The organism is Billgrantia saliphila (genome assembly GCF_002930105.1).
GTDB lineage: Bacteria > Pseudomonadota > Gammaproteobacteria > Pseudomonadales > Halomonadaceae > Halomonas > Halomonas saliphila.
The window spans coordinates 143,176-163,371 of sequence record NZ_PJRN01000005.1; the positions used below are offsets into that span (position 1 = coordinate 143,176).

Annotated in this window: 20 protein-coding genes; 11 read left to right on the plus strand and 9 right to left on the minus strand. The window is 66.3% G+C overall.

Annotated elements, in window-relative coordinates; all coding sequences use genetic code 11:
- The first annotated feature begins 40 nt into the window (after window positions 1-40).
- Window positions 41-961, plus strand: coding sequence for a hydrogen peroxide-inducible genes activator (locus CYJ07_RS07630; RefSeq protein WP_104203084.1), 921 nt, complete (start codon window positions 41-43; stop codon window positions 959-961).
- 8 nt (window positions 962-969) lie between these two features.
- Window positions 970-3,051: an ATP-dependent DNA helicase RecG gene (gene recG / locus CYJ07_RS07635; protein WP_231489565.1), complete on the plus strand. Its 2,082-nt coding sequence runs from the start codon at window positions 970-972 to the stop codon at window positions 3,049-3,051.
- Window positions 3,052-3,056: 5 nt separating this feature from the next.
- On the opposite strand, the gene yccS is transcribed toward recG, so the two are convergent.
- Together yccS and CYJ07_RS07645 are read right to left on the minus strand one after the other, a co-directional pair.
- The gene (gene yccS, locus CYJ07_RS07640; RefSeq protein WP_104203086.1) at window positions 3,057-5,267 is read right to left on the minus strand and encodes a YccS family putative transporter; all 2,211 of its coding nucleotides are present in this window, start codon (window positions 5,265-5,267) and stop codon (window positions 3,057-3,059) included.
- Between the two features lie 96 nt (window positions 5,268-5,363).
- Complete coding sequence (locus tag CYJ07_RS07645) at window positions 5,364-5,969, minus strand: cyclodeaminase/cyclohydrolase family protein (RefSeq protein ID WP_197038287.1); 606 nt, start codon at window positions 5,967-5,969, stop codon at window positions 5,364-5,366.
- A gap of 144 nt (window positions 5,970-6,113) precedes the next feature.
- Here CYJ07_RS07645 and CYJ07_RS07650 point away from each other — a divergent pair, with 144 nt between their 5' ends.
- Genes CYJ07_RS07650 through CYJ07_RS07670 form a run of 5 tightly spaced genes read left to right on the plus strand, consistent with a single transcriptional unit; the run spans window position 6,114 to window position 11,130 of the window.
- Complete coding sequence (locus CYJ07_RS07650) at window positions 6,114-6,935, plus strand: DUF3100 domain-containing protein (protein WP_104203088.1); 822 nt, start codon at window positions 6,114-6,116, stop codon at window positions 6,933-6,935.
- Complete coding sequence (locus CYJ07_RS07655) at window positions 6,922-7,422, plus strand: hypothetical protein (protein ID WP_104203089.1); 501 nt, start codon at window positions 6,922-6,924, stop codon at window positions 7,420-7,422. The genes CYJ07_RS07650 and CYJ07_RS07655 overlap by 14 nt, the downstream gene beginning before the upstream one ends.
- 12 nt (window positions 7,423-7,434) lie before the next feature.
- Window positions 7,435-8,595 carry a M20 aminoacylase family protein gene (locus CYJ07_RS07660; protein WP_104203090.1) on the plus strand — a complete coding sequence of 387 codons (1,161 nt, stop codon included), beginning with the start codon at window positions 7,435-7,437 and terminating at the stop codon, window positions 8,593-8,595.
- A gap of 28 nt (window positions 8,596-8,623) precedes the next feature.
- Entirely contained in the window at window positions 8,624-9,583 is a 960-nt protein-coding gene (locus CYJ07_RS07665; protein ID WP_269320539.1) for an NAD(P)-dependent oxidoreductase, read from the plus strand.
- The gene (locus CYJ07_RS07670; RefSeq protein ID WP_104203092.1) at window positions 9,580-11,130 is read left to right on the plus strand and encodes an aldehyde dehydrogenase family protein; all 1,551 of its coding nucleotides are present in this window, start codon (window positions 9,580-9,582) and stop codon (window positions 11,128-11,130) included. Before CYJ07_RS07665 ends, CYJ07_RS07670 begins: the two co-directional genes overlap by 4 nt.
- On the opposite strand, the gene CYJ07_RS07675 is transcribed toward CYJ07_RS07670, so the two are convergent.
- The 4 genes from CYJ07_RS07675 to CYJ07_RS07690 all read right to left on the minus strand — a co-directional run bounded on the left by CYJ07_RS07675 (window position 11,109) and on the right by CYJ07_RS07690 (window position 14,190).
- Window positions 11,109-12,077, minus strand: coding sequence for a LysR family transcriptional regulator (locus tag CYJ07_RS07675; RefSeq protein ID WP_104203093.1), 969 nt, complete (start codon window positions 12,075-12,077; stop codon window positions 11,109-11,111). The two genes, CYJ07_RS07670 and CYJ07_RS07675, sit on opposite strands and share 22 nt — an antisense overlap.
- A 37-nt stretch (window positions 12,078-12,114) precedes the next feature.
- Window positions 12,115-12,471, minus strand: coding sequence for a hypothetical protein (locus CYJ07_RS07680; RefSeq protein WP_104203094.1), 357 nt, complete (start codon window positions 12,469-12,471; stop codon window positions 12,115-12,117).
- Window positions 12,472-12,549: 78 nt separating this feature from the next.
- Window positions 12,550-12,828 (minus strand): HU family DNA-binding protein, encoded by a 279-nt coding sequence (locus CYJ07_RS07685; RefSeq protein WP_010625919.1) that lies wholly within the window; start codon window positions 12,826-12,828, stop codon window positions 12,550-12,552.
- Between the two features lie 201 nt (window positions 12,829-13,029).
- The gene (locus tag CYJ07_RS07690; RefSeq protein WP_104203095.1) at window positions 13,030-14,190 is read right to left on the minus strand and encodes an FAD-dependent oxidoreductase; all 1,161 of its coding nucleotides are present in this window, start codon (window positions 14,188-14,190) and stop codon (window positions 13,030-13,032) included.
- A 122-nt stretch (window positions 14,191-14,312) separates the two neighbouring features.
- On the opposite strand from CYJ07_RS07690, the gene CYJ07_RS07695 reads away from it, so the two are divergent.
- From CYJ07_RS07695 to phoR, 4 genes are all read left to right on the plus strand, one after another.
- The gene (locus tag CYJ07_RS07695; RefSeq protein WP_231489570.1) at window positions 14,313-14,855 is read left to right on the plus strand and encodes a chorismate--pyruvate lyase family protein; all 543 of its coding nucleotides are present in this window, start codon (window positions 14,313-14,315) and stop codon (window positions 14,853-14,855) included.
- 29 nt (window positions 14,856-14,884) lie between these two features.
- Window positions 14,885-15,778: a 4-hydroxybenzoate octaprenyltransferase gene (ubiA, locus tag CYJ07_RS07700; RefSeq protein ID WP_104203096.1), complete on the plus strand. Its 894-nt coding sequence runs from the start codon at window positions 14,885-14,887 to the stop codon at window positions 15,776-15,778.
- 83 nt (window positions 15,779-15,861) lie between these two features.
- Complete coding sequence (gene phoB / locus CYJ07_RS07705) at window positions 15,862-16,551, plus strand: phosphate regulon transcriptional regulator PhoB (protein WP_104203097.1); 690 nt, start codon at window positions 15,862-15,864, stop codon at window positions 16,549-16,551.
- 1 nt (window position 16,552) lies between these two features.
- The gene (gene phoR / locus CYJ07_RS07710; RefSeq protein ID WP_104203098.1) at window positions 16,553-17,845 is read left to right on the plus strand and encodes a phosphate regulon sensor histidine kinase PhoR; all 1,293 of its coding nucleotides are present in this window, start codon (window positions 16,553-16,555) and stop codon (window positions 17,843-17,845) included.
- 19 nt (window positions 17,846-17,864) lie between these two features.
- Here phoR and cysZ read toward each other — a convergent pair whose 3' ends face one another.
- From cysZ to pstB, 3 genes are read right to left on the minus strand one after another with little or no spacing between them, the layout of a single operon-like run.
- Window positions 17,865-18,596: a sulfate transporter CysZ gene (gene cysZ, locus CYJ07_RS07715; protein WP_104203099.1), complete on the minus strand. Its 732-nt coding sequence runs from the start codon at window positions 18,594-18,596 to the stop codon at window positions 17,865-17,867.
- 19 nt (window positions 18,597-18,615) lie between these two features.
- The gene (phoU, locus tag CYJ07_RS07720; protein WP_104203100.1) at window positions 18,616-19,344 is read right to left on the minus strand and encodes a phosphate signaling complex protein PhoU; all 729 of its coding nucleotides are present in this window, start codon (window positions 19,342-19,344) and stop codon (window positions 18,616-18,618) included.
- Window positions 19,345-19,379: 35 nt separating this feature from the next.
- Window positions 19,380-20,195: a phosphate ABC transporter ATP-binding protein PstB gene (pstB, locus tag CYJ07_RS07725; protein ID WP_104203101.1), complete on the minus strand. Its 816-nt coding sequence runs from the start codon at window positions 20,193-20,195 to the stop codon at window positions 19,380-19,382.
- Between the last annotated feature and the right edge of the window lies 1 nt (window position 20,196).

The window sequence follows — 20,196 nt, forward strand, 5'->3', positions numbered from 1 at the left end:
GTTATCTATCGTCCGAGAGGATGCCCACGGGGCACCAGTCATGACTCTAACAGAACTTCGCTATATCGTAACCTTGGCGCAGGAGCGCCATTTCGGACGGGCCGCCGAGCGCTGCTTCGTTTCCCAGCCGACGCTGTCAGTGGCCGTGAAGAAACTCGAGGAGGAGCTCGGCGTGGCCCTGTTCGAGCGTTCAAAGTCCACCGTGCAGGTCACGCCTTTGGGCGAGAAGATCGTCGAGCAGGCCCAGCGCGTACTGGAGCAGAGCAGCGTGATCAAGGAGCTGGCCAATGCCGGCAAGGACCAGCTGGCGAGCCCCCTGCGCATCGGCGCCATCTATACCATCGGACCCTATCTCTTCCCCCATCTGATCCCGGCGCTGACGCGCAGCGCCCCGCAGATGCCGCTCTACATCGAGGAGGGCTTCACCGCCAACCTGCGCCGCAAGCTGCGCAGTGGCGAGCTCGACGCCATCATCATCGCGTTGCCGTTCACCGAAACCGACGTGGTCACCAAGCCTCTCTACGAGGAGGAGTTCGAGGTTCTCATGCCGGCCAACCACGCCTGGAGCCAGCGAGACTTCATCGAGAAGGAGGATCTGCTCAAGGAGCGCCTGCTGCTGCTCGGTGAGGGACACTGCTTCCGCGACCAGATTCTCGAGGCCTGCCCGGCGATCAGCGCGCAGCTCAACAGCCCGAGCAATACCCTGACGGCGGAGGGTGGCTCACTGGAGACTATCCGTCACATGGTCGCTTCCAAGCTCGGCATCACCGTGCTGCCGCGCTCGGCCATCGGCACCGGCCACTACGAAAGCGGCCTGCTCGCCAGCCGCCCGTTCCGTTCACCGGCTCCGTCGCGCACCGTGGCCATCGCCTGGCGCGCCAGTTTCCCACGGCCCAAGGCGATCGACGCCGTCACCGACGCCATCCAGCAGTGTCACGAGGCGCTTCCAGAAACTGCATGAGCGCCCACATGAATGCTCTCGACGCGCCGGTCACCTCCCTCAAGGGCGTAGGGGAGGCGCTGCGGTTGAAGCTGGCCCGGCTACGCGTGGAAAGCGTGGCCGACCTGCTCTTCCACCTGCCGCTGCGCTACCAGGACCGCACCCGCATCACCCCCATCGGTACCCTGCGGGCCGGCCACGAGGCGGTGGTGGAGGGCGAGGTGTCGGCCAGCGACGTGGTCAAGGGGCGCCGCCGCAGCCTGCTGGTGCGGTTGCGCGACGGCTCCGGCATCATCAGCCTGCGCTTCTTTCACTTCTCGCCGGCCCAACAGCAGCAGTTTCGTCCCGGCACCCGGGTGCGCTGCTTCGGCGAAGCCCGCGCCGGTGCCACCGGCCTGGAAATCTATCACCCAGAGTATCGCCTGCTCAGCGCCGAGGCACCGCCGGTGGAGGATCATCTGACGCCGATCTACCCCACCACCGAAGGCTTGCACCAGGCGCGCCTGCGTGCCCTGATCGAACAGGCGCTGGAACTGCACGAAGCCGCCCCCGAGGCGCTGCCCGACTGGATTCCCCCCGAGCTTCGCCAGCGCTTCGCTCTGCCCGAGCTGCACCAGGCCCTGCACGTGCTGCATCAGCCGCCGCCGGACGCCGACCCCGAACGGCTCGCCAGCGGCCGGCATACGGCCACCCGACGCCTGGCGCTCGAGGAACTGCTCGCCCATCGGCTGAGCCTGAGGGAGGTGCGCCTGCGAATCCAGCAGGACGGGGCGCCGGCGCTGCCCAGCGGGCGCGGCCTGCAGACGCGCTTTCTCACCCAACTGCCGTTTTCCCTGACCGGTGCCCAGCGCCGCGTGCTCGACGAGATCGGCAGCGACCTGGCGCGCGAAGTCCCCATGCTGCGTCTGGTCCAGGGCGACGTAGGCTCGGGCAAGACGGTGGTGGCGGCGAGGGCGGCGCTCGCCGCCATCGCCGGCGAATGCCAGGCGGCCATGATGGCGCCCACCGAGATTCTGGCCGAGCAGCACTATCGCACCTTCAGGGCCTGGTTCGAGCCGCTCGGCATCGAGGTGGCATGGCTATCCGGCAAGCTCAAGGGCAAGACGCGCCTCGATACCAAGACGGCCATTCGCGACGGGCGCGCCCGCATGGTGGTGGGCACCCACGCGCTGTTCCAGGACGATGTCCACTTCCAGCGCCTGGGGCTCGCCATCATCGACGAACAGCATCGCTTCGGCGTGCACCAGCGCCTGGCGCTGCGCGAGAAAGGCGAGGCCGGCGGCCTCACGCCCCACCAGCTGGTGATGACCGCCACGCCGATCCCGCGCACCCTGGCGATGAGCGCCTACGCCGACCTCGACGTCTCTATCATCGACGAGCTGCCGCCCGGGCGCACCCCGGTGAAGACGGTGGTGGTGCCCGACGAGCGCCGTCCGGAGGTCGTTGCGCGTATTCGCCACGCCTGCGCCGAGGGGCGCCAGGCCTACTGGGTCTGTACCTTGATCGAGGAGTCCGACGCGCTGCAGTGCCAGGCCGCCGAGGCGACCCGCGACGAACTCACCGAAGCGCTACCGGAGCTTGCCATTGGGCTGGTGCACGGGCGCATGAAGGCCAGCGAGAAAGCTGCGGTCATGGAGGCGTTCAAGAGCGGCGAGCTCGACCTGCTGGTAGCCACCACGGTGATCGAAGTGGGGGTCGACGTGCCCAATGCCAGCCTGATGATCATCGAGAATCCCGAGCGGCTGGGGCTGTCGCAGCTGCATCAGCTGCGCGGGCGGGTGGGACGCGGCTCGACGGAGAGTTTTTGTGTGCTGCTCTATCATGGGCCGCTGTCGGCCCACTCCCGCGAACGCTTGGCGGTGATGCGCGAAACCACCGACGGCTTTCGCATCGCTGAAAAGGACCTGGAGCTGCGCGGTCCCGGCGAGGTGCTGGGCACCCGACAGACGGGGCTGGCCCAGATGAAGATCGCCGATCTCGAGCGCGACGCCGATTTGCTCGAGCGCATTCCGCCCCTGGCCGAGGCGCTGCTCGCCGGCCATCCCGAGGCCAGCCGACCGCTGATCCGCCGCTGGCTCGGCGACGAGGCGGGGCGCTACGGCCAAGTCTGATGCCGTCAGCCGACCGCCGCGACACGGCGGTCGATCGGTTCGTGGGGAGTGCCGATCAAGCGATTGGCCGCCTCGGTCAGCGGCCCCAGCTGCCGCGCGATCAGCAGCAGCTGAGTCTGCATGGCCGGGTAGGTTTCATCGTCGAGCCCCTGCGATTCGTTCTCGAGCCGGGTCACCAGCACTTCCCGCGCCTCCTCGAGATCAGCGGCGGGAACACGTCGAGCTAGACGCTCCGCCAGGGCCTCCAGATAGTCGGCGATGCCACGCGCGGCAGGAACCAGGTGTGCGCCGTCGTCGGTCTCGCCGAGTCGATGCCGATGGGCGCCCAGCGCCGAGAGATACCCGAGCAGGGTATGGGACAGCACCAGGAAACGGAAGCCATCGTCGGCGACATGCCGGCGGTAATGCTCGGGCTCCTGAAGCATGTTGGACAGCAGGGTCGACAGCGCGGCATCGGCGTTGTGCGCGTTGCGCCGCGCCAGGCGATAGGCGAGGTCGTCCTGCTTGCCGCTGCCGTACTGGTGCAGAATCTCTTCCAGGTAGCGGCGGCTGGCGGTGAGCGCGCCGGCGGCTTCGCGATGCAACCGCCGTCCCTGCCAGTCGGGCAGGATGAAGAACACCGCCGCCCCGGCGATCAGCGCTCCGATCAGGGTATCGAAGAGCCGCGGCCAGATCAGATCGAAGCCGTCACCGACCTGGTTGAAGCTGCACAGCACCAGCAGGGTGATGGCTGCCGTGGCGACAATGTAGTGCTTTTCGCGCGTGGCGAAGAAGGTCACCCCGGCGACGACCGCGATCAGCGTCTGCAGCAGGGCGCTGGGAAACAGCGTGATCGAGGCCCAGCCGACGATCAGGCCGAGCACGGTGCCGGCGATGCGCTGGACCAGGAAGCGCCGGGTGGCGGCGAAGTTGGGGCGGCAGACGAACAGCGTGGTGAGCAGGATCCAGAAGCCCTGAGTGGGGTGGATCAGGTGCAGCAGGCCATACCCCGCCAGCAGCGCCAGGGCCAGCCGGATCGCATGGCGAAAGGTGGGCGACCCCACTGTCAGGTTGAGGCGAATGCGCTCCCAGGCATCCTTGAGGCTCGAGGGCGAGCGATCGTGCAGGCTGACATCGCCCTGGCTGGCGCTGGCGTCCGGATTGTGCGCCATGGCCAGCTGCTCTTCGAGGGTGGCGAGGTTCTCGGCCAGGGCGGTGAGCGGTGGCATCAGCTCGCGCCACGCCGGATTGCGCTGGGCCCTCAAGTGCTCGATCGAAGCGCGCAGGTCGGCGAGCGCCCGTTCGCTCTGGCCGTGCTCGAAAGGACGATTGAGCAACAATGCCTTGCCCAGCCGCTTGCACGCCTGCCCCTGCTGGTCGAGCAGGCGCTGGCAGCGGAACAGCACGTCGTGATGGAAGAAGGCGTCGGTCAGCTGAGCGTAGGGGTAGTGCGAGGAGCTGGCCCGCTCGTGAATGTCCTGGGCGATGAAGTAGATGCGCAGATAGCGGTTCAGCTTGCGCTCGCCGCGCTGCCCCTCGAGCCGGCGGAAGATCATTTCCTTGGCGCGATTGAGCGCCTCGACCACCTTGCCGTTCTGCCGCGCCAGCGCCAGGCGGCGAGTCTCCACGTCCAGCCCGCGCAGCGGTTCGAACAGCAGCGACTTGATGATCAGGTACTTGCCCAGCTCGCGATAGAGCTGGGCCATGCTCTGCTTGACCGGCTGACGCGAGAACAGCGCGCACCAGATCACCGAAATCGCCCCGTACCAGGCCGCTCCCAGCAGGATGAGCAACGTCTGGTTCCAGCCCCCCGCCTCGGGCACGCCGGCGTGGTGCTCGATGGAGATCATGGTGTAGATCGCCAGTATCAGCGTGCCGGAGGCGATGGTGGCGTAGCGCTGCCCCACCGCGCCGAGCATGATCAGGACGAAGGTGGAAACGCCCAGCAGGGCGGCGAACAGCCACGGCCAGGGAAACAGCCAGCGCACGGCAAGCGATGCGACGGCGAAGCAAAGCAGCGTCACCAGCAGCGCCTGCAGCCGCCCCTGCCAGCTGTCGTCGGTCTCGGACAGGGCGCTGGCGATGATGCCCAGAAACAGCGGGATCAGCAACGCGATGTCGGCCAGCGCCCAGCTCAGCAGCAGCGCCCCGCTGAAGGCGAGAAAGACCCGCAGGCTGTAGGCGAACTTGTCCAGCGTCCAGAGACGTCGCAGCGAAAGCGATAGCGAGTTCGGCATGCAGTGCATCATCCCCAGAGAACCAAGCCCTATTCTCTACCCGACACTCGACTTTCGTATAGTCCTGCTGCCAACGCGGTCCTTGGCCAGGGGGGATCAAAGCCGGGCAAGCCAGCCATCGGCGCCGGCCAGGAGCGCTTTTCGCTCTGCGTCCAGCGCGTCACGCAGCTCCGGATCGGCGAGGTCGCCGAGGTTATCGGCAAGCCCCACCAGCACGGCGTTCAATCCCGCGTGCAGCAGCCTCGCGCCGGCCCGGGTATCGCTCTGCAGCCGCTCGGCCGTCTGGGGCAACGCTTCGACGCTCAACGCCAGCCCGTCCCGACAGGCTCGGGCGATCTCCAGCGGCACGCGGCAGGTGGATTCGATGGCCCGCTCCAGCTCCGTCTTGTCGTCTCGCTGTTCGACCCGCTGAGGCGCACCATGGGAGCGTTTCACTGCCGACAGGTAGTTCTCGAAGACGGCAACATCCTCGTCGGCCAGGCGCGCCAGCGCGTCGCCCAGGGCATCGCCGCGCGCGATCATGCCGGACCGCTGCGCGGAGGGCGCCCTGGCATCGCTGAGACGCAGCCCCTTCAAGACCAACGCCAGGCCAAACCCGGCGCTTACCGCTGCCGCCGCTCCGCAGCCCGGCATGGCGCGGGCCTCGATGGCGTCGCGAAAATCCACGAGGGGCGATTGCCAGATGCTTTTTAAATGCTCCATGGCCATCCCTGCCGTCGATACGCCTACAGCGTAGTCCGCAGCGCCTCCATACGGTGTGTCATTTTTCAGAACACCAAGCGCCTACCATTGGAACAGTCTCCTTTCGATACTCAAGATGTCCCAATAACAGACAAGGACAATCCAATGGACATGAAACTGCTGCTCGATTGGCGCCTGCACCTGACGGTGATACTGGCGTCGCTTCTCGCCGAGTGGATCGGCATCCTTCGCATCCCGCTGGGCCCGGGAACGCTATTACTGCTGCCATTGTTCTATGCCTTCCTCGTCGGGGTGCTGCTCAATCCGCATCTTTTCATGAGCATGCAGCGGATTATCCCCAAGCCGGTCAGCAACGCCGCCGGACCGTTGATCATGATCTCCGTCCTCCCTTTCATCGCCAAGTTCGGCTCCACCATCGGGCCAGCCATCGAGCAGCTCGTCGCCGCCGGTCCGGCCCTGATCCTGCAGGAACTCGGCAACCTCGGCACCATGCTGCTGGCATTGCCGTTCGCGGTACTGGTACTGCGCATGGGGCGGGAAGCCATCGGAGCCACCTATTCCATCGCTCGCGAACCTAACATCGCCGTCATTTCCGACAAGTACGGCCTGAGAAGCCCCGAAGGCATCGGCATCATGGGTGTCTATGTGGTGGGCACCATGTTCGGCACCCTCTACTTCGCGCTGATGGCCGGCTATCTCGCCTCGCTGGATCTACTCGACATCCGAGCCCTGGCCATGGCTTGCGGCGTCGGCAGCGGCAGCATGGTGGCAGCCTGCTCCGGTGCCTTGGCGGAGGCGGCTCCCCACCTGCGCGACGAGCTGCTCGCCTTTTCCGGCGCCAGCAACTTGCTGACCTATGCCACCGGTCTCTACGTTTCCCTGTTCATCGCCCTGCCTGCCGCCGAATGGCTCTACAAGCGCCTGGGTGGCGCCATGTTTGAGGAGATCCGCCATGAAACCCACTGAGACGACCGCACCGAATGGCGGTTTCGACGCCTCCGCCCTGGTTGAGCTGCGCCCCGAACAGCAGCTCGGCAAGACCGCCCTGCTGCTGGCCGCGGTGTGCGTGGCAGCCTGGATATCCAACATGGTCAACGGCGCCCCGCTGCACCTGGCACTGCCCGGGATGCTGATTCTCTACGCCATGGTCATGATCGGCCTGGTCATCGGGCGTTTCGTTCCGTTCTACCTGCCCAGCGTGGCCTGGGTCTCGCTGGTCAGCATCGTCGTAACGCTACCCGCCTTTCCCGGCAGTGGGTGGATCGTCGGTCAGCTCAGCCACGTGGACTTCCTCGCCGTCGTCACGCCGGTACTGGCCTACGCCGGACTGGCCCTGACCGGGCGCGAGTTCACCATGTTCCGGCAGACCGGCTGGAAACTTGTCATCGTCTCGCTGCTGGTATTCACCGGCACCTTCGTCGCCTCGGCGGTGATCGCCAACCTGCTGCTTTGAGGAGCCCGACTCATGGACGATAGTCTGCGGCCGACGCCTGAGCGTCTCATGGCCTGGCGTCACGATCTTCACCGCCATCCCGAAACCGCCTTCGAGGAGTACCGCACCGCGGCGCGAATCGCTGAACTCCTGCGCCAGGCCGGCCTCGAGGTCGTCACCGGGCTGGGCGGCGGTACCGGCGTTGTGGCGATACTCGACGGCAGGCACGGCGTCGGCCGGGCCATCGGCCTACGGGCCGACATCGATGCCCTCGACGTGGAGGAGGCCAACGAGGTTTCCCACGCCTCCACCACGCCGGGAAAGATGCACGCATGCGGTCACGACGGCCATACCACCATGCTGCTGGGAGCGGCCTGCGCCCTGGCCGCTGCCCCCGACTTCGCCGGACGGGTCCATTTCATCTTCCAGCCGGCGGAGGAGAGTGAGGGTGGCGGTCGTGTCATGGTCGAGGAAGGGCTCTTCGAGCGCTTCCCCATGGAAGCCGTCTACGGTCTGCACAACTGGCCGGGGCTGGCCGTGGGAGAGGCGGCGGTTCACGACGGCCCGGTGATGGCGGCCTTCGACGTCTTCACCCTCAAGCTTACCGGGCATGGCTGCCACGCCGCCATGCCACATCTCGGCCGCGATACCATCCTGGCCGCCTGCCAGCTCGTCAGCCAGCTGCAGGGATTGATCAGTCGCGAAACGCCGCCCCACCAGAGCGCCGTGCTCAGCGTCACCCAGTTCCATGGCGGCGATGCCTTCAACGTGATTCCCGAGGCGGTGGAGTTGCGCGGCACCCTGCGCTGCTTCGACGGCGAACTGCGTGCCTACCTCGAGCGGCGCTTCCGCGAAGCCATCGATTCGCTGGCCGTCTTCCATGGCCTCTCTGCGGCACTCGACTACCAGTCCCGCTATCCGGCCACGATCAACACACCCATGCATGCGGCGCGCTGCGCCGAGGTGCTCGAGGCGCTGCCAGGGGTCGGGCGGGTGCATCGCGACCTGCCGCCGAGTATGGCCTCTGAAGATTTCGCTTTCATGCTCAACGAACGACCGGGTGCCTACATCTGGCTTGGCAATGGTGTTGATAGCGCGGCGCTTCATAACCCGCGCTACGACTTCAACGACGCCATCGCCCCCCTCGGCGTGACGTATTGGCAGGCACTGGTCAGAACTCTACTGAACGACTGAAGACGGCGCTTGCAGAAAAACAGGTTGGCTGCACTTCGATGCGGCCGGGACATGCGCGCCCAGTAAGCGACTTTTTCCTCCTTACCCAGAGGCAACCGACATGAAGATTTGCGTTATCGGCCTCGGCCAGATGGGCGGCAATATGGCCCTCACCCTGCATCGCGCCGGCTTTGGGGTCACCGGTAGCGACTCGTGCGAGAGCGCCCGGGAACACCTTGCCGCCCAGGGACTCACCGTAGTGTCTCCCGTCGCTCTGCCGCAGAGTGATGTCTACCTGCTTTCGCTGCCCACCTCGGTCCAGGTCAGGGAGGTGATCGAGACTTCTCCGGGCCTGCTCGGCCTCGCTTCCCCCGGCAGCGTGATCGTCGATACCTCGACCTCGGACCCCGCGGTCAGCCGCGAACTCGCCGTCAAGGTTCGGGCCGCTGGCCTCGAATGGCTCGACGCTCCGGTCAGTGGCGGCCCCAAGGGCGCAGCAAGCGGCAGTCTCGGCATGCTGCTCGGCGGCGAGACGGCGACCATCGAGCGTCTCATGCCGATACTCGAGGCGATGTCGGCCAAGGTCACCCATGTGGGCGGTGCGGGCAGCGGCCATGTGGTCAAGCTCGCCAACAACTACCTATGTGCCGCCCATTTGCTGACCACCGCCGAGGCAGTGGCCATGGCCGCCCGCGCCGGGGTCGACCCCGCGGCCTGCCTGGCCGGGCTCAATAGCGGCTCGGGGCGCAGCGCAGTGAGCGAGATCAACTTCCCGGAGTGGATACTCAGCAACCGCTTCGATTCCGGTTTCACTACCGGCCTGATGCGCAAGGATTTACGACTGGCCCGCGATGCTGCCGAACAACTGGGCATGTCTCCCGGACTGCTCACTGCCGTGGTCGAGGCATGGCATGCCGATCCCGAGCACCCCGCCGACAGCGAGGATTTCAACTGCATCGCCGGTGCGCTGCTGGATACTGCCAACTTTACCGAGGAGGGCGTGCGATGAACCGACTCAATCGACTGGCCCGAGAGCGCCTCTCCGGGCTGCTGGATGGCTTCGGCCTGCAAGCCGACATAACGCTGTCCAACTGGATCGACGGCGCTGCCTGCCCCGGCGAAGGCGGGACGATCGACCTGCTCGACCCGACGACCGGCGAAGCATTGGTCGATTATCGCGATGCCGGCCCGTCCCTGGTCGAGCGTGCCGTTGTCGCTGCCACGCGGGCACAGGCTGAGTGGATGGCGCTCACCGCCAGCGAGCGCGGCCGGCGCATGAACGCCGCCGTGCATGGCCTCGAGGGCCATGAAGAAACGTTGGCCCAACTCGAGTGCTTGGTAGCCGGCAAGCCAATTCGCGACTGCCGCGGCGAGGTGGGCAAGGTACGCGAGATGTTCGAGTACTACGCTGGCTGGTGCGACAAGCAGCACGGCGAGGTGATACCGGTCCCCACCACCCATCTCAACTACGTGCGTCACGTACCCTACGGCGTGGTCGGCCAGATCACGCCGTGGAACGCTCCGATGTTCACCTGCGCCTGGCAGCTTGCCCCCGCCATCGCCGCCGGCAACGGCGTCGTTCTCAAGCCTTCCGAACTTACGCCCTTCACCTCGGTGGTGATCGCCAAGTTGCTGGAGCGAGGCGGTCTTCCTCAAGGGCTTGTCAACATCGTCAATGGCCTGGGACCGAGCACCGGAGCGGCGCTCACCGGGCATGATTCCATCGCCAAGCTGGTCTTCGTCGGCTCGCCCCAGAGCGGGCGGTTGATCGCCGAGGTCGGCGCACGCCGCCTGGTCCCGAGCGTGCTGGAGCTGGGCGGCAAGTCGGCCAACATCGTCTTCGCCGATGCCCGGCTCGGCGACGCCGTGGCCGGCGCCCAGGCGGCGATATTCGCCGCGGCGGGACAAAGCTGCGTGGCCGGTTCGCGGCTGCTGGTGCAGCGAGAGGCATTCGCGGAAGTAACCGAGCGGCTGGCGCGCGCCGCTGCCGATATCGAAATCGGACTGCCCGGCGACGAGACGACGCGCATGGGGCCTTTGCAGAACGCTCGCCAGTACGCCCACGTAGCGCGCATGATCGACGATGCCGTGGCCGCCGGTGCTCGCATCATTGCCGGCGGCAGCCGTCCGACGGGGTTACCCGACGAGGCACAGGGTTATTTCCTGTCGCCCACCGTGCTGGTGGATGTCACACCAGACATGGAGATCACCCGTGAGGAAGTGTTCGGCCCGGTGCTGGTGGCGTTGCCCTTCGATGACGAAGAGGAAGCGGTACGCCTGGCCAACGCCAGCCGCTTCGGCCTCGCCGGCGCAGTATGGACCCAGGACCCGGCGCGAGCCCATCGAGTGGCTGGGCGGCTGCGTGCCGGCACGGTATGGATCAATAGCTACAAGGCGATCAGCGTGATGTCACCATTCGGCGGCTTCGGCGACAGTGGCTTCGGCCGCTCCAGCGGTCTCGACGGCCTGCGCGAGTACACCCTGCCACAGAGCGTATGGGTGGAAACCGCCAGCGAGGCCAGCGTGGCGATGGGCTACGGCAGCGGCGTGGGCTGATCGCCTCGTCCCAGGGGCGCCTCGAGGGATAGAGCCGCGGCATCGCGAAAAGCCTGCATCCAGCGCTGCAGGTGACGCAGCAGCAGCACGCTGGCCTTGGGCTGCTGACGCCCGATTCGAGTGACCATGTGGGCCTGGGAACGCTGAAAAAGTGGATCATCGACGGGACGTGCAACCAGCCGCCCCTCCGCCAAGTCTCCTGCCACGGCGAAGGCCGGTAGCAAGGTGACGCCCATGCCGCTGCGCACATACTGCGCCAGCACCGCCATGGAATTGGTGTTCATGCTCATGCGCGGGCGCAGCCGGGCCTGATGGAAGGCCTGGTCCACCATTTGACGCACCTGGTGGCTGGGATCCCACATCGCCATGGGCTCCTCGCTCAGTTGGGCCAAGGATAACGGCGCGGCCTGTGCGGCCAGAGGATGCTCGGGAGGCAGAATGGCCATCAACGGCTGTGGACTCGAGACCCAGAAGCGCAGCTGGTGATGGGTACGTTCATGAAACATCAAGCCGATATGCGCCTGCTCGTCGATGATCGCATCGATGATGCCCGAGGAGCCCGCGAGGTGGATATCGAGCTGGATTCCGGTGTGGCGTTCGGTGAACTCGCGCAACGGCTTGGCGATGAGGTCGCCGACGAAACCTTCGCCCACGACCAGAGAGACGGTACCCGTTTCCAGTCGCTGGTAGGCTTCGAGCGATGCGATGAAGCTCTCATCCAGGGCACCGCGACGCTCGCAGTACTCCAGCAGCATTTCGCCCACCGGCGTGGGTCGAATGCCGCTGCGCTTGCGCTCAAGCAGCGTCGCGCCCAGCGCATCCTCCAGCAGATTGAGCTGACGACTGACCGCTGAGGGAGCGATATCCAGCCGGGCCGCCGCCTGGCGTATGGAGCCCGATTCCAGGGTGACGCGGAAATAGACGAGTCGTTGGTGGGGAATGTCCAAGGCGGTTCATACCGGAGTGCGCGCATTGCCGCCCGGATCAGAGTTGCTTGAGCAGCTTCTGCAGTTTTTTCAGGTCGCCCGAGTCGCCAACCAGACGCACCTTGCCGGACACCATGCCGTCGAGGAAAGCCTGCTGGGTCGGCTTGCGCAGCACGCGGATGGCCGTCGCCTCCTCGTCGAAGCGCAGCTCCAGGTCAAGATCCACGGGAAGCCCCGGGGCGCTCTGTATCCCCTCGGGCGTCATGCGATAGTGACGTGCGACGGAGAGGTCTTCGGTGGCGATGCCCCAATCGAAGGCACGCATGTCGGACAACGTCTGGCGGAAGCCCGGCTTTCGACGCAGAGCCCGCTTGAGCATCCATCCCAGCAGCCACAGCATCAATCGCAGCTTCATGTCGAATCCGGTCCGAGCGAGAAAACGATATCGCGGCCTGACGACGCAGGCCGCGCCACGGCGGAACCGTTAGCCTGGTCAACCCTTGCCGACGGCGTCCTTGAGGCCCTTGCCCGGCTTGAATGCCACGGTCTTGCTGGCCGGAATGGCCAACGGCTGGCCGGTCTGGGGGTTCTTGCCAGTACGAGCGGCACGCTCGCGCACGGTGAAGGTACCGAAGCCGATCAGGGAGACGTCCTGACCCTGGGCCACGCTACCGGTGATTTCGTCGAGAATGACGTTGAGTACCTGACTGGCCTTGTCTTTCGATAATTCCGCACGCTCGGCAATTGCCGCGGCAAGTTCTGGCTTACGCATACAGCCCTCCTGGTATGGCTATGTCCCGGCATGGTCGGCCGGTTGTGTTGTTCTTCACGATCAAGTTTCAAGCGCGAATCGCCTGTCGCTCCTGGAGAGCCCGTTCCCTTGTGATCGGGTTCACCCCTGCTCATGAAGCGAAAGCGGAGTTGGTCGTCAGTTCCTTGCGAGCAGATAAAATCAGCCGAAGTACCGACGACACTAGCCTAGCAACGGCGGAGCGGCTCGCGCCAGCTCAACTTTCCGCCTGACGCAACCTCCTGTCAACGCAAAGCCGATCAAACGTTCGTCTTCGTCTTCGGCATAGGCGGCCAGATCCCGACCCTCGCCCTCGATCCGCCAGCGTGCCGGAGTGCGTAGCGGCGGCAGGGCCACCACCGGCAGCAGCGCTGTCTTGACCAGTACCGGCCAGGCGCCGTATTGCACCGGGGTGGGCGTACCGATCAGCGTACGCGCCAAAGCCTTGGCGCTGGCCTGCAGTGGCTGCACGTACATGGCGTTGACGCCATCCACGCAGGCCACATCGCCCAGCGCGTAGATGCCCGGTACCGAAGTCGCCAGGCAGCGATCGACCTGAACCCCCGCCGGGCCGGCATCCAGGCCGGCCGTCTGGGCGAGTTCGATACGCGGCCTGAGGCCAGTGGCCACCAGCACCAGGTCGGCCTCGATGGCGCTGTGATCCTCGAGTACCACACCGATATCGCTGCCGGCCTCCTCCAGCCGCGCCAGGCCACGGCCCAGGTGGAGCTCCATGCCCGCCTCCGCGAAGGCCTCGCCCAATGCGTGCCCCAGCGGCTCGGGCAGCAGTCTCGGCAGCGGGGCGTCTTCCGGCGCTGCCAGACTGACGCGGTGACCGCCCGCCGACAGGTCGTTGGCGAATTCGCAGCCCACCAGTCCCGCACCGATAATCGCCACCCGCGCCGGCCGACCGAGCCCATCGAGGGCGGCGTGAAAGGCGCGATAGTCGTCGAGATCATTGATGGTGAAGACGCGCCCGGCGAGGGTGTCGGGGATGGCGAAAGGCACCGCCGGGGCGGCACCGGTGGCCAGCACCAGCTCGCCGAAAGACAGGCGCTCCTCACCGATGTGCAGGGTGCGCGTCGCCGGGTCGATGGCATCGATGCGCGTGTGGGTCCGCACCACCGCGCCAAGTTGGTCGGCCACCTCCAGCGCCGAGCGCGCCGCCAGCCGCTCGGGTGGCAGGCGCTTGGCGAAGCCGGTGGAGAGCAGCGGCTTGGCGTAGTCGTCACCGCTATCGCCGGTGATCAGGGTAACAGGGCGCTCGACATCCAGCGCGCGCAGCTGGCGGAGCAGGCCGATGCCTGCCATGCCGGTGCCGACGATGGTCAAGGGTGCGGTCATGAGACTCCTTGGCGTTGCACGGGCCGTGAAACGACACGGCCGCACAGGCAATCGTGTCAGAGCCGCATGTTACACTATGCGCCCCGATTTCGACCCGGAGTGTGCTGGTGTCCCGGAACCCCATGGCGCGCCACGTCCCGCCCGCCCTCACCCCCGCTTGGCGCCCTCTGGCTGCTGCCCGGTCCGTCATGAGTCCCGCCTGGTGGGACTGGGTGGCGTCGCGCGACTCCCTCACCGCACGCCTGATGGAAGCCGGCGCCGGCCGTTCCTTCCGCGTGCGCCTGCTCGACCAACGCCTGGGCCGGCCGCGTCCCGACGAAGCGCGTGCGCTGGGCCAGCCGGTGGGCCGCTCTGCCTGGCTGCGCGAGGTCGCCCTGTGCCTCGGCGATCGCCCTTGGGTGGTGGCTCGCTCGGTGGCGCCTCTGGCGCAGCTGCGCGGGCAGCGCCTGGAGCGCCTGGGCGAGCGTTCGCTGGGCAGCTGGCTGTTCCGGCAGCCCGATCTGCAGCGCAGCGCCATCGAAGTCACGCCCGCGCCCCCGCCCTTCCATCCGCAGCGCGGCCCCTGGGGCCGCCGTTCGGTATTCCGCCACGGCCGCTTCGCAGTGCTGGTGCAGGAGTTCTTTCTCGACACCATGGCGGATGAACTGGGGCTCCCGGCGCGTTAGGATAAGCCTCATCCAATGAGGAGGAACCGATGGACCGCTCCCTGCTCCGTCCCCGCGGCCTCGCCCGGCTGCCCGATTTCCTGCACTTGATGCGCCTGGACCGGCCCATCGGCACCTGGCTGTTGATGTGGCCCACCCTATGGGCGCTATGGGTAGCCTCCGCTGGGTTGCCCGAACGCCACCTGCTGCTGATCTTCATCGCCGGGGTCTACCTGATGCGCGCCGCCGGCTGCGTGATCAACGACTATGCCGATCGCCACTTCGACGGTCATGTGAAGCGCACGCGAAATCGCCCGCTGGCCACCGGGCGCATCGGCGAGGGCGAGGCCAGGGTCCTGTTCGTCGCCCTGGTAGCAGCGGCCTTCGTGCTGGTGTGGTTCACCAATCTGTTCACCGTACTGTTGTCGCTGGTCGCCGTGGCGCTGGCTTTCATCTATCCGTTCATGAAGCGCTACACCCACCTGCCCCAGCTGTTCTTGGGCGCCGCCTTCTCCTGGGCGATTCCCATGGCCTTCGGCGCCGTGCTCGGCCACTTGCCGCTGGAGGCGTGGCTGCTGTTCGCCGCCAACGTGGCCTGGACGGTGGCCTATGACACCGAGTACGCCATGGTCGATCGCGATGACGACCTGCGCATCGGCATCAAGTCGACCGCGGTACTGTTCGGCCGCGCCGATCGCGCCATGATCGGCCTGCTTCAGTTGGCGACCCTAGGCCTGCTGGGCTGGATCGGGCTACGTCTGGAGCTTGGTGTCTTCTTCTGGCTGGGTCTGGTGGCGATAGCGGCCACATTCGTGCACCAGCAGTTGCTGATTCGCACTCGCGAGCGGGATCGCTGCTTCCAGGCCTTTCTCAACAACCACTGGTCGGGGCTGCTGGTGTTCGCCGGTATCGCCCTGAGCCTGTGGCCCGCGATGGGCAGTTGACGATGCTGGCCGCGCTGTCATCCAACTGTCATGATGGCGTGGTGAGATCGTCACCGACCCGTCACTGACCGCGAGGCTTCGGGATGACCGCCAAGACCGTTCTGATCGTCGACGATGAAGCGCCCATCCGCGAGATGATCGCCGTGGCCCTGGAAATGGCCGATTATCGCGTACTGGAGGCGGCCAACGCCCAGAGCGCCCACGCCCTGATCGTGGACCACCAGCCCGACCTGCTGCTGCTCGACTGGATGATGCCCGGCACCAGCGGCATCGAGCTGGCCCGCCGCCTCAAGCGCGAGGAGGCGACCCGTGAATTGCCGATCATCATGCTCACCGCCAAGGGCGAAGAGGACAACAAGATCCAGGGTCTCGAGGCCGGCGCCGACGACTACATCACCAAGCCCTTCTCGCCCCGTGAATTGGTAGCACGACTCAAGGCGGTGCTGCGCCGTACCACGCCGAAGGGCGTCGAGGAGCCGGTGGAAGTGGACGGCCTGTTGCTCGATCCGGTCAGCCACCGTGTCAGCGCCGATGGCAAGACGCTGGAGCTGGGCCCCACCGAATACCGCCTGCTGCAGTTCTTCATGACGCACCAGGAACGCGCCTACACCCGCAGTCAGTTGCTCGACCAGGTCTGGGGCGGCAACGTCTATGTCGAGGAACGCACCGTGGACGTGCACATCCGCCGCCTGCGCAAGGCGCTGGGCGATGCCCACCAGCATCTGGTCCAGACCGTGCGCGGCACCGGTTACCGCTTTTCCAATAAGGGCTGATGTGCGTCCCTGGAGCCACGAATTCTGGCGCATCGGCCTGCTGGCCAGCGCCGGCGGCTTGATCGGCTGGCTGTTGTCCGCGCCGGGGCTCGGGCTGGCCGCAGGCATCGCCTTACGCCTGACCTATCACCTGCGCCAGCTGCATGCGCTGCGCCGTTGGCTCTCGCGCAACCCCCACAATGAACCGCCCGCGGCCACCGGCCTGTGGGGCGAGCTGTTCGACCGGCTGTATCGCTACCAGAAGGGCCAGCGCCACACCCAGAGCCGCCTGCAGGCCACCCTCAAGCGCATCCAGGAATCCTCCGAGGCCATGCGCGACAGCGTGGTCATGCTCGATCAGCGCGGCGACCTGGAGTGGTGGAACAGCGCCGCCGAGCGCATGCTGGGTCTGCAGGCGGCCCATGACCGCGGCCAGCACATCACCAACCTGGTACGGGACCCGCGATTCGTCGCCTACTTCAACGCCCGTGATTACCGCGAGCCGCTGACGCTGACCTCGCCGGTCGACGAGCGCAAGGTGCTGCAGTTCCAGATCACCCTGTATGGCGACGACGAGCGACTGGTGATGGCGCGCGACATCACTCGCCTGCATCGCCTGGAGGAGATGCGCCGCGATTTCGTCGCCAACGTCTCCCACGAGCTGAGAACGCCGCTGACCGTACTGGCCGGCTACATCGAGACCTATGCCGACGCTGCCGGCATGCTGCCGCCGCGCCTGGCCCAGGGCTTGTCCCGCATGCGCGAGCAGACCGATCGCATGCAGAACCTGGTCAACGATCTGCTGCTGCTGTCGCGCCTGGAAATTGATCAGGGCGGTGAGGATCACGTGCCATTGGCCATGGCATCGCTGCTCGAGGAGGTGCGCCGCGATGCCGAGGCGCTATCGGGGGGCCAGCAGCGGATCGATATCGAGGTAGAGGAGCCCCGACGGCTGGTAGGCAGCGATGCGGAGATTCACAGCGCGCTGTCCAACCTCGCCTCCAACGCGGTGCGCTACACGCCGGAGGGCACCCATATTACGCTGCGCTGGCGCCCCCACCCCAAGGGCGCCTGCCTGGAGGTCGAGGACGACGGCGAGGGCATCGATCCGGTCCACATTCCCCGCCTCACCGAGCGTTTCTATCGGGTCGACAAGGGCCGCAGCAGCGAGAGTGGCGGCACCGGGCTGGGCCTGGCGATCGTCAAGCACGTGCTGCTGCGCCATGACGCCAGCCTAGAGGTCGAGTCCCATCCCGGCGAAGGCGCCCTGTTTCGCTGCGTCTTCCCCGATACCCGCCTGACCGAGGCTGGCTAACACCGGTGTGGACGTGTCGTCAGGTCCGGGCGATGTCGCGCTGGCCGCGGTAGTGCCGGTCCCACATCAGCACCGCGCCGGCCACCGCGCCGGGGAGCAGGAACAGGTTGGCCAGCGGAATCCAGGTGATCAGCGTCACCCAACCGCCGAAGGTAAGGGTCAGCCACGAGTGCGAGCTAAGCCGACGACGCATGTCGGCAAAGCTCACCTTGTTGTTGTCCATGGGATAGTCGAGATAGGTGATGGCCATGATCCAGGCCGAGAACAGCGCCCACAGCAAAGGAGCGGCAACATTGATTGCCGGCACCCAGCTGATCACCAGCAGCACCAGCGCTCGCGGAAGAATGTAGCCGAGCTTGACCAGCTCGCGCCCCAGGGCGTCGACTGCCGTGCGGGCCAGGCCGCGGTCGTCGAGGGGTAGGCGACCGGTGGCCTGGACTTCGACTTTGGCCGCCAGAAAGCCATAGAAGGGAGCGGCGAACAGATGGGTCACCAGAGTGAAGGTGAAGAACACGATCAGCACCAAGCTGATCACGAATAGCGGCCAAATCAGCCACTCCAGCCAGTCGAGCCAGGCCGGTACCATGGCCATCCAGCTCTCCAACCAACCATCGAAGTGACTGATCACGTAGTAGAGCATGGCGCTATAAACCGCCAGATTGATGGCAATCGGGGCGTAAACGTAGCGGCGCAGGCCGCGGCTGTAGACCAGGCGCGTACCGCGATCGAGCGCCGTCAGGGCATTGAGCATCGAGGTCCTCTGCGGTGGATCATTCCTTGCGCTTCAGGGCATCCTCGTCGAGCTGCTCGGGGTCCATGTGGCGAATGTCGAGCCCCTTGACCAGATAGATGACGTACTCGGCGAGGTTGTCGGCATGATCGCCGACCCGCTCCAGCGCACGCAAGATCCACATCACGCTGAGCACCGGGCCGATGGCGCGACTGTCCTCCATCATGAAGGTCATCAGCGAGCGCATGGCGCTGCCGTACTCGTCGTCCACCGAGTCGTCCTCGTGCACCACCTGCAGGGCCAGCTCGGTGTCGAAACGGGCGAAGGCGGTCAGCGCGTCGCGCAGCATGCGCCGCACGTGCTCGCTGATATGGCGAACCTCGATCAAGCCGCGCACGTTATTGCCGCCTTCGATCAGGCTTAGGGCATTGCGCGCGATCTTGCTTGCCTCGTCGCCGATGCGCTCGAGATCGGCGGTGGCGCGAATCACCGCCAGCACCAGTCGCAGGTCGGAGGCCGCTGGCTGACGCCGCGCCAGGATCCGGGTGCATTCGTCGTCGATCTTGAGCTGCATGGCGTTGACGTCGCGATCCTTGTCGCGGACCTTCTCCGCCAGGCGACTGTCGCCCTCCAGCAGGGCGTGGATCGCCTCCTGAACCTGCTGCTCGACAAGCCCGCCCATGGTCATCAGGTGGGTCTTGAGCGCCTCCAGCTCCTGATTGAACTGGCGGGAAATGTGCTGGCTATGGGTGTCGCTGGTGATATCCATCGCTCTCTCCTCGGTATCGCCGGATCGCGTTTCGCTCAGGCCATGCGACCGGTGATGTAGTTTTCGGTGCGGCGCAGGCTCGGGTTGGTGAACAGGTTGTCGGTGGGGGCGTACTCCACTAGTTCGCCGTCCTGCAGGAAGGCGGTGTAATCCGAGACTCGCGCCGCCTGCTGCATGTTGTGGGTAACGAGTATCAGGGTCAGCTGCGATTTCAGGCCGCGAATCAGTTCCTCGATCTTCAATGTCGAGATCGGGTCGAGCGCCGAGGCCGGTTCGTCGAGCAGCAACACCTCGGGGCGCACCGCCAAGGCGCGGGCGATCGCCAGGCGTTGCTGCTGGCCGCCCGAGAGCGACCAGGCCGAGGCGCGCAGACGATCCTTCACCTCGCCCCACAGCGCCGCGGCATCGAGCGCCCATTCCACGATGTCGTCCATGCGGCGGCGTGTCAGTCCCCCCTGTAGGCGCAGCCCGAAGGCGACGTTTTCGTAGATCGACATGGGGAAGGGGTTGGGTACCTGAAACACCATACCGACGCGCCGACGCAGTTCGTCCACGGCGACCTCGGGGGAGTGGATGTCTTGCCCCTCGAGTAGAATGCGGCCCTCGTGGCTCGCTTCCTCGTTGAGGTCATGCAACCGGTTGAGGGCGCGCAGCAGGGTCGACTTGCCGCACCCCGATGGGCCGATGAACGCCGTGACACGGTGCCGTGGCACGCGCAGGGAGATGCCGCGCAATGCCGACTTGCCGCCGTAGGCCAGGCTCAACCCCTCGATCGCGAGGCAGCTGGCCTCGGGCGGGAAGTCGATGATCGAGCCCGAGGTGGCGGGCTGGAGTCGGGGCGGCCTGGACATC

Excerpts from the sequence above, each read along its gene's own strand:
- CYJ07_RS07630 (WP_104203084.1), top strand. The coding sequence starts at position 41 with ATGACTCTAACAGAACTTCGCTATATCGTAACCTTGGCGCAGGAGCGC.
- recG (WP_231489565.1), top strand. The coding sequence starts at position 970 with ATGAATGCTCTCGACGCGCCGGTCACCTCCCTCAAGGGCGTAGGGGAG.
- yccS (WP_104203086.1), bottom strand. The coding sequence starts at position 5,267 with ATGCCGAACTCGCTATCGCTTTCGCTGCGACGTCTCTGGACGCTGGAC.
- CYJ07_RS07645 (WP_197038287.1), bottom strand. The coding sequence starts at position 5,969 with ATGGAGCATTTAAAAAGCATCTGGCAATCGCCCCTCGTGGATTTTCGC.
- CYJ07_RS07650 (WP_104203088.1), top strand. The coding sequence starts at position 6,114 with ATGGACATGAAACTGCTGCTCGATTGGCGCCTGCACCTGACGGTGATA.
- CYJ07_RS07655 (WP_104203089.1), top strand. The coding sequence starts at position 6,922 with ATGAAACCCACTGAGACGACCGCACCGAATGGCGGTTTCGACGCCTCC.
- CYJ07_RS07660 (WP_104203090.1), top strand. The coding sequence starts at position 7,435 with ATGGACGATAGTCTGCGGCCGACGCCTGAGCGTCTCATGGCCTGGCGT.
- CYJ07_RS07670 (WP_104203092.1), top strand. The coding sequence starts at position 9,580 with ATGAACCGACTCAATCGACTGGCCCGAGAGCGCCTCTCCGGGCTGCTG.
- CYJ07_RS07680 (WP_104203094.1), bottom strand. The coding sequence starts at position 12,471 with ATGAAGCTGCGATTGATGCTGTGGCTGCTGGGATGGATGCTCAAGCGG.
- CYJ07_RS07685 (WP_010625919.1), bottom strand. The coding sequence starts at position 12,828 with ATGCGTAAGCCAGAACTTGCCGCGGCAATTGCCGAGCGTGCGGAATTA.
- CYJ07_RS07690 (WP_104203095.1), bottom strand. The coding sequence starts at position 14,190 with ATGACCGCACCCTTGACCATCGTCGGCACCGGCATGGCAGGCATCGGC.
- CYJ07_RS07695 (WP_231489570.1), top strand. The coding sequence starts at position 14,313 with ATGGCGCGCCACGTCCCGCCCGCCCTCACCCCCGCTTGGCGCCCTCTG.
- ubiA (WP_104203096.1), top strand. The coding sequence starts at position 14,885 with ATGGACCGCTCCCTGCTCCGTCCCCGCGGCCTCGCCCGGCTGCCCGAT.
- phoB (WP_104203097.1), top strand. The coding sequence starts at position 15,862 with ATGACCGCCAAGACCGTTCTGATCGTCGACGATGAAGCGCCCATCCGC.
- cysZ (WP_104203099.1), bottom strand. The coding sequence starts at position 18,596 with ATGCTCAATGCCCTGACGGCGCTCGATCGCGGTACGCGCCTGGTCTAC.
- phoU (WP_104203100.1), bottom strand. The coding sequence starts at position 19,344 with ATGGATATCACCAGCGACACCCATAGCCAGCACATTTCCCGCCAGTTC.
- pstB (WP_104203101.1), bottom strand. The coding sequence starts at position 20,195 with ATGTCCAGGCCGCCCCGACTCCAGCCCGCCACCTCGGGCTCGATCATC.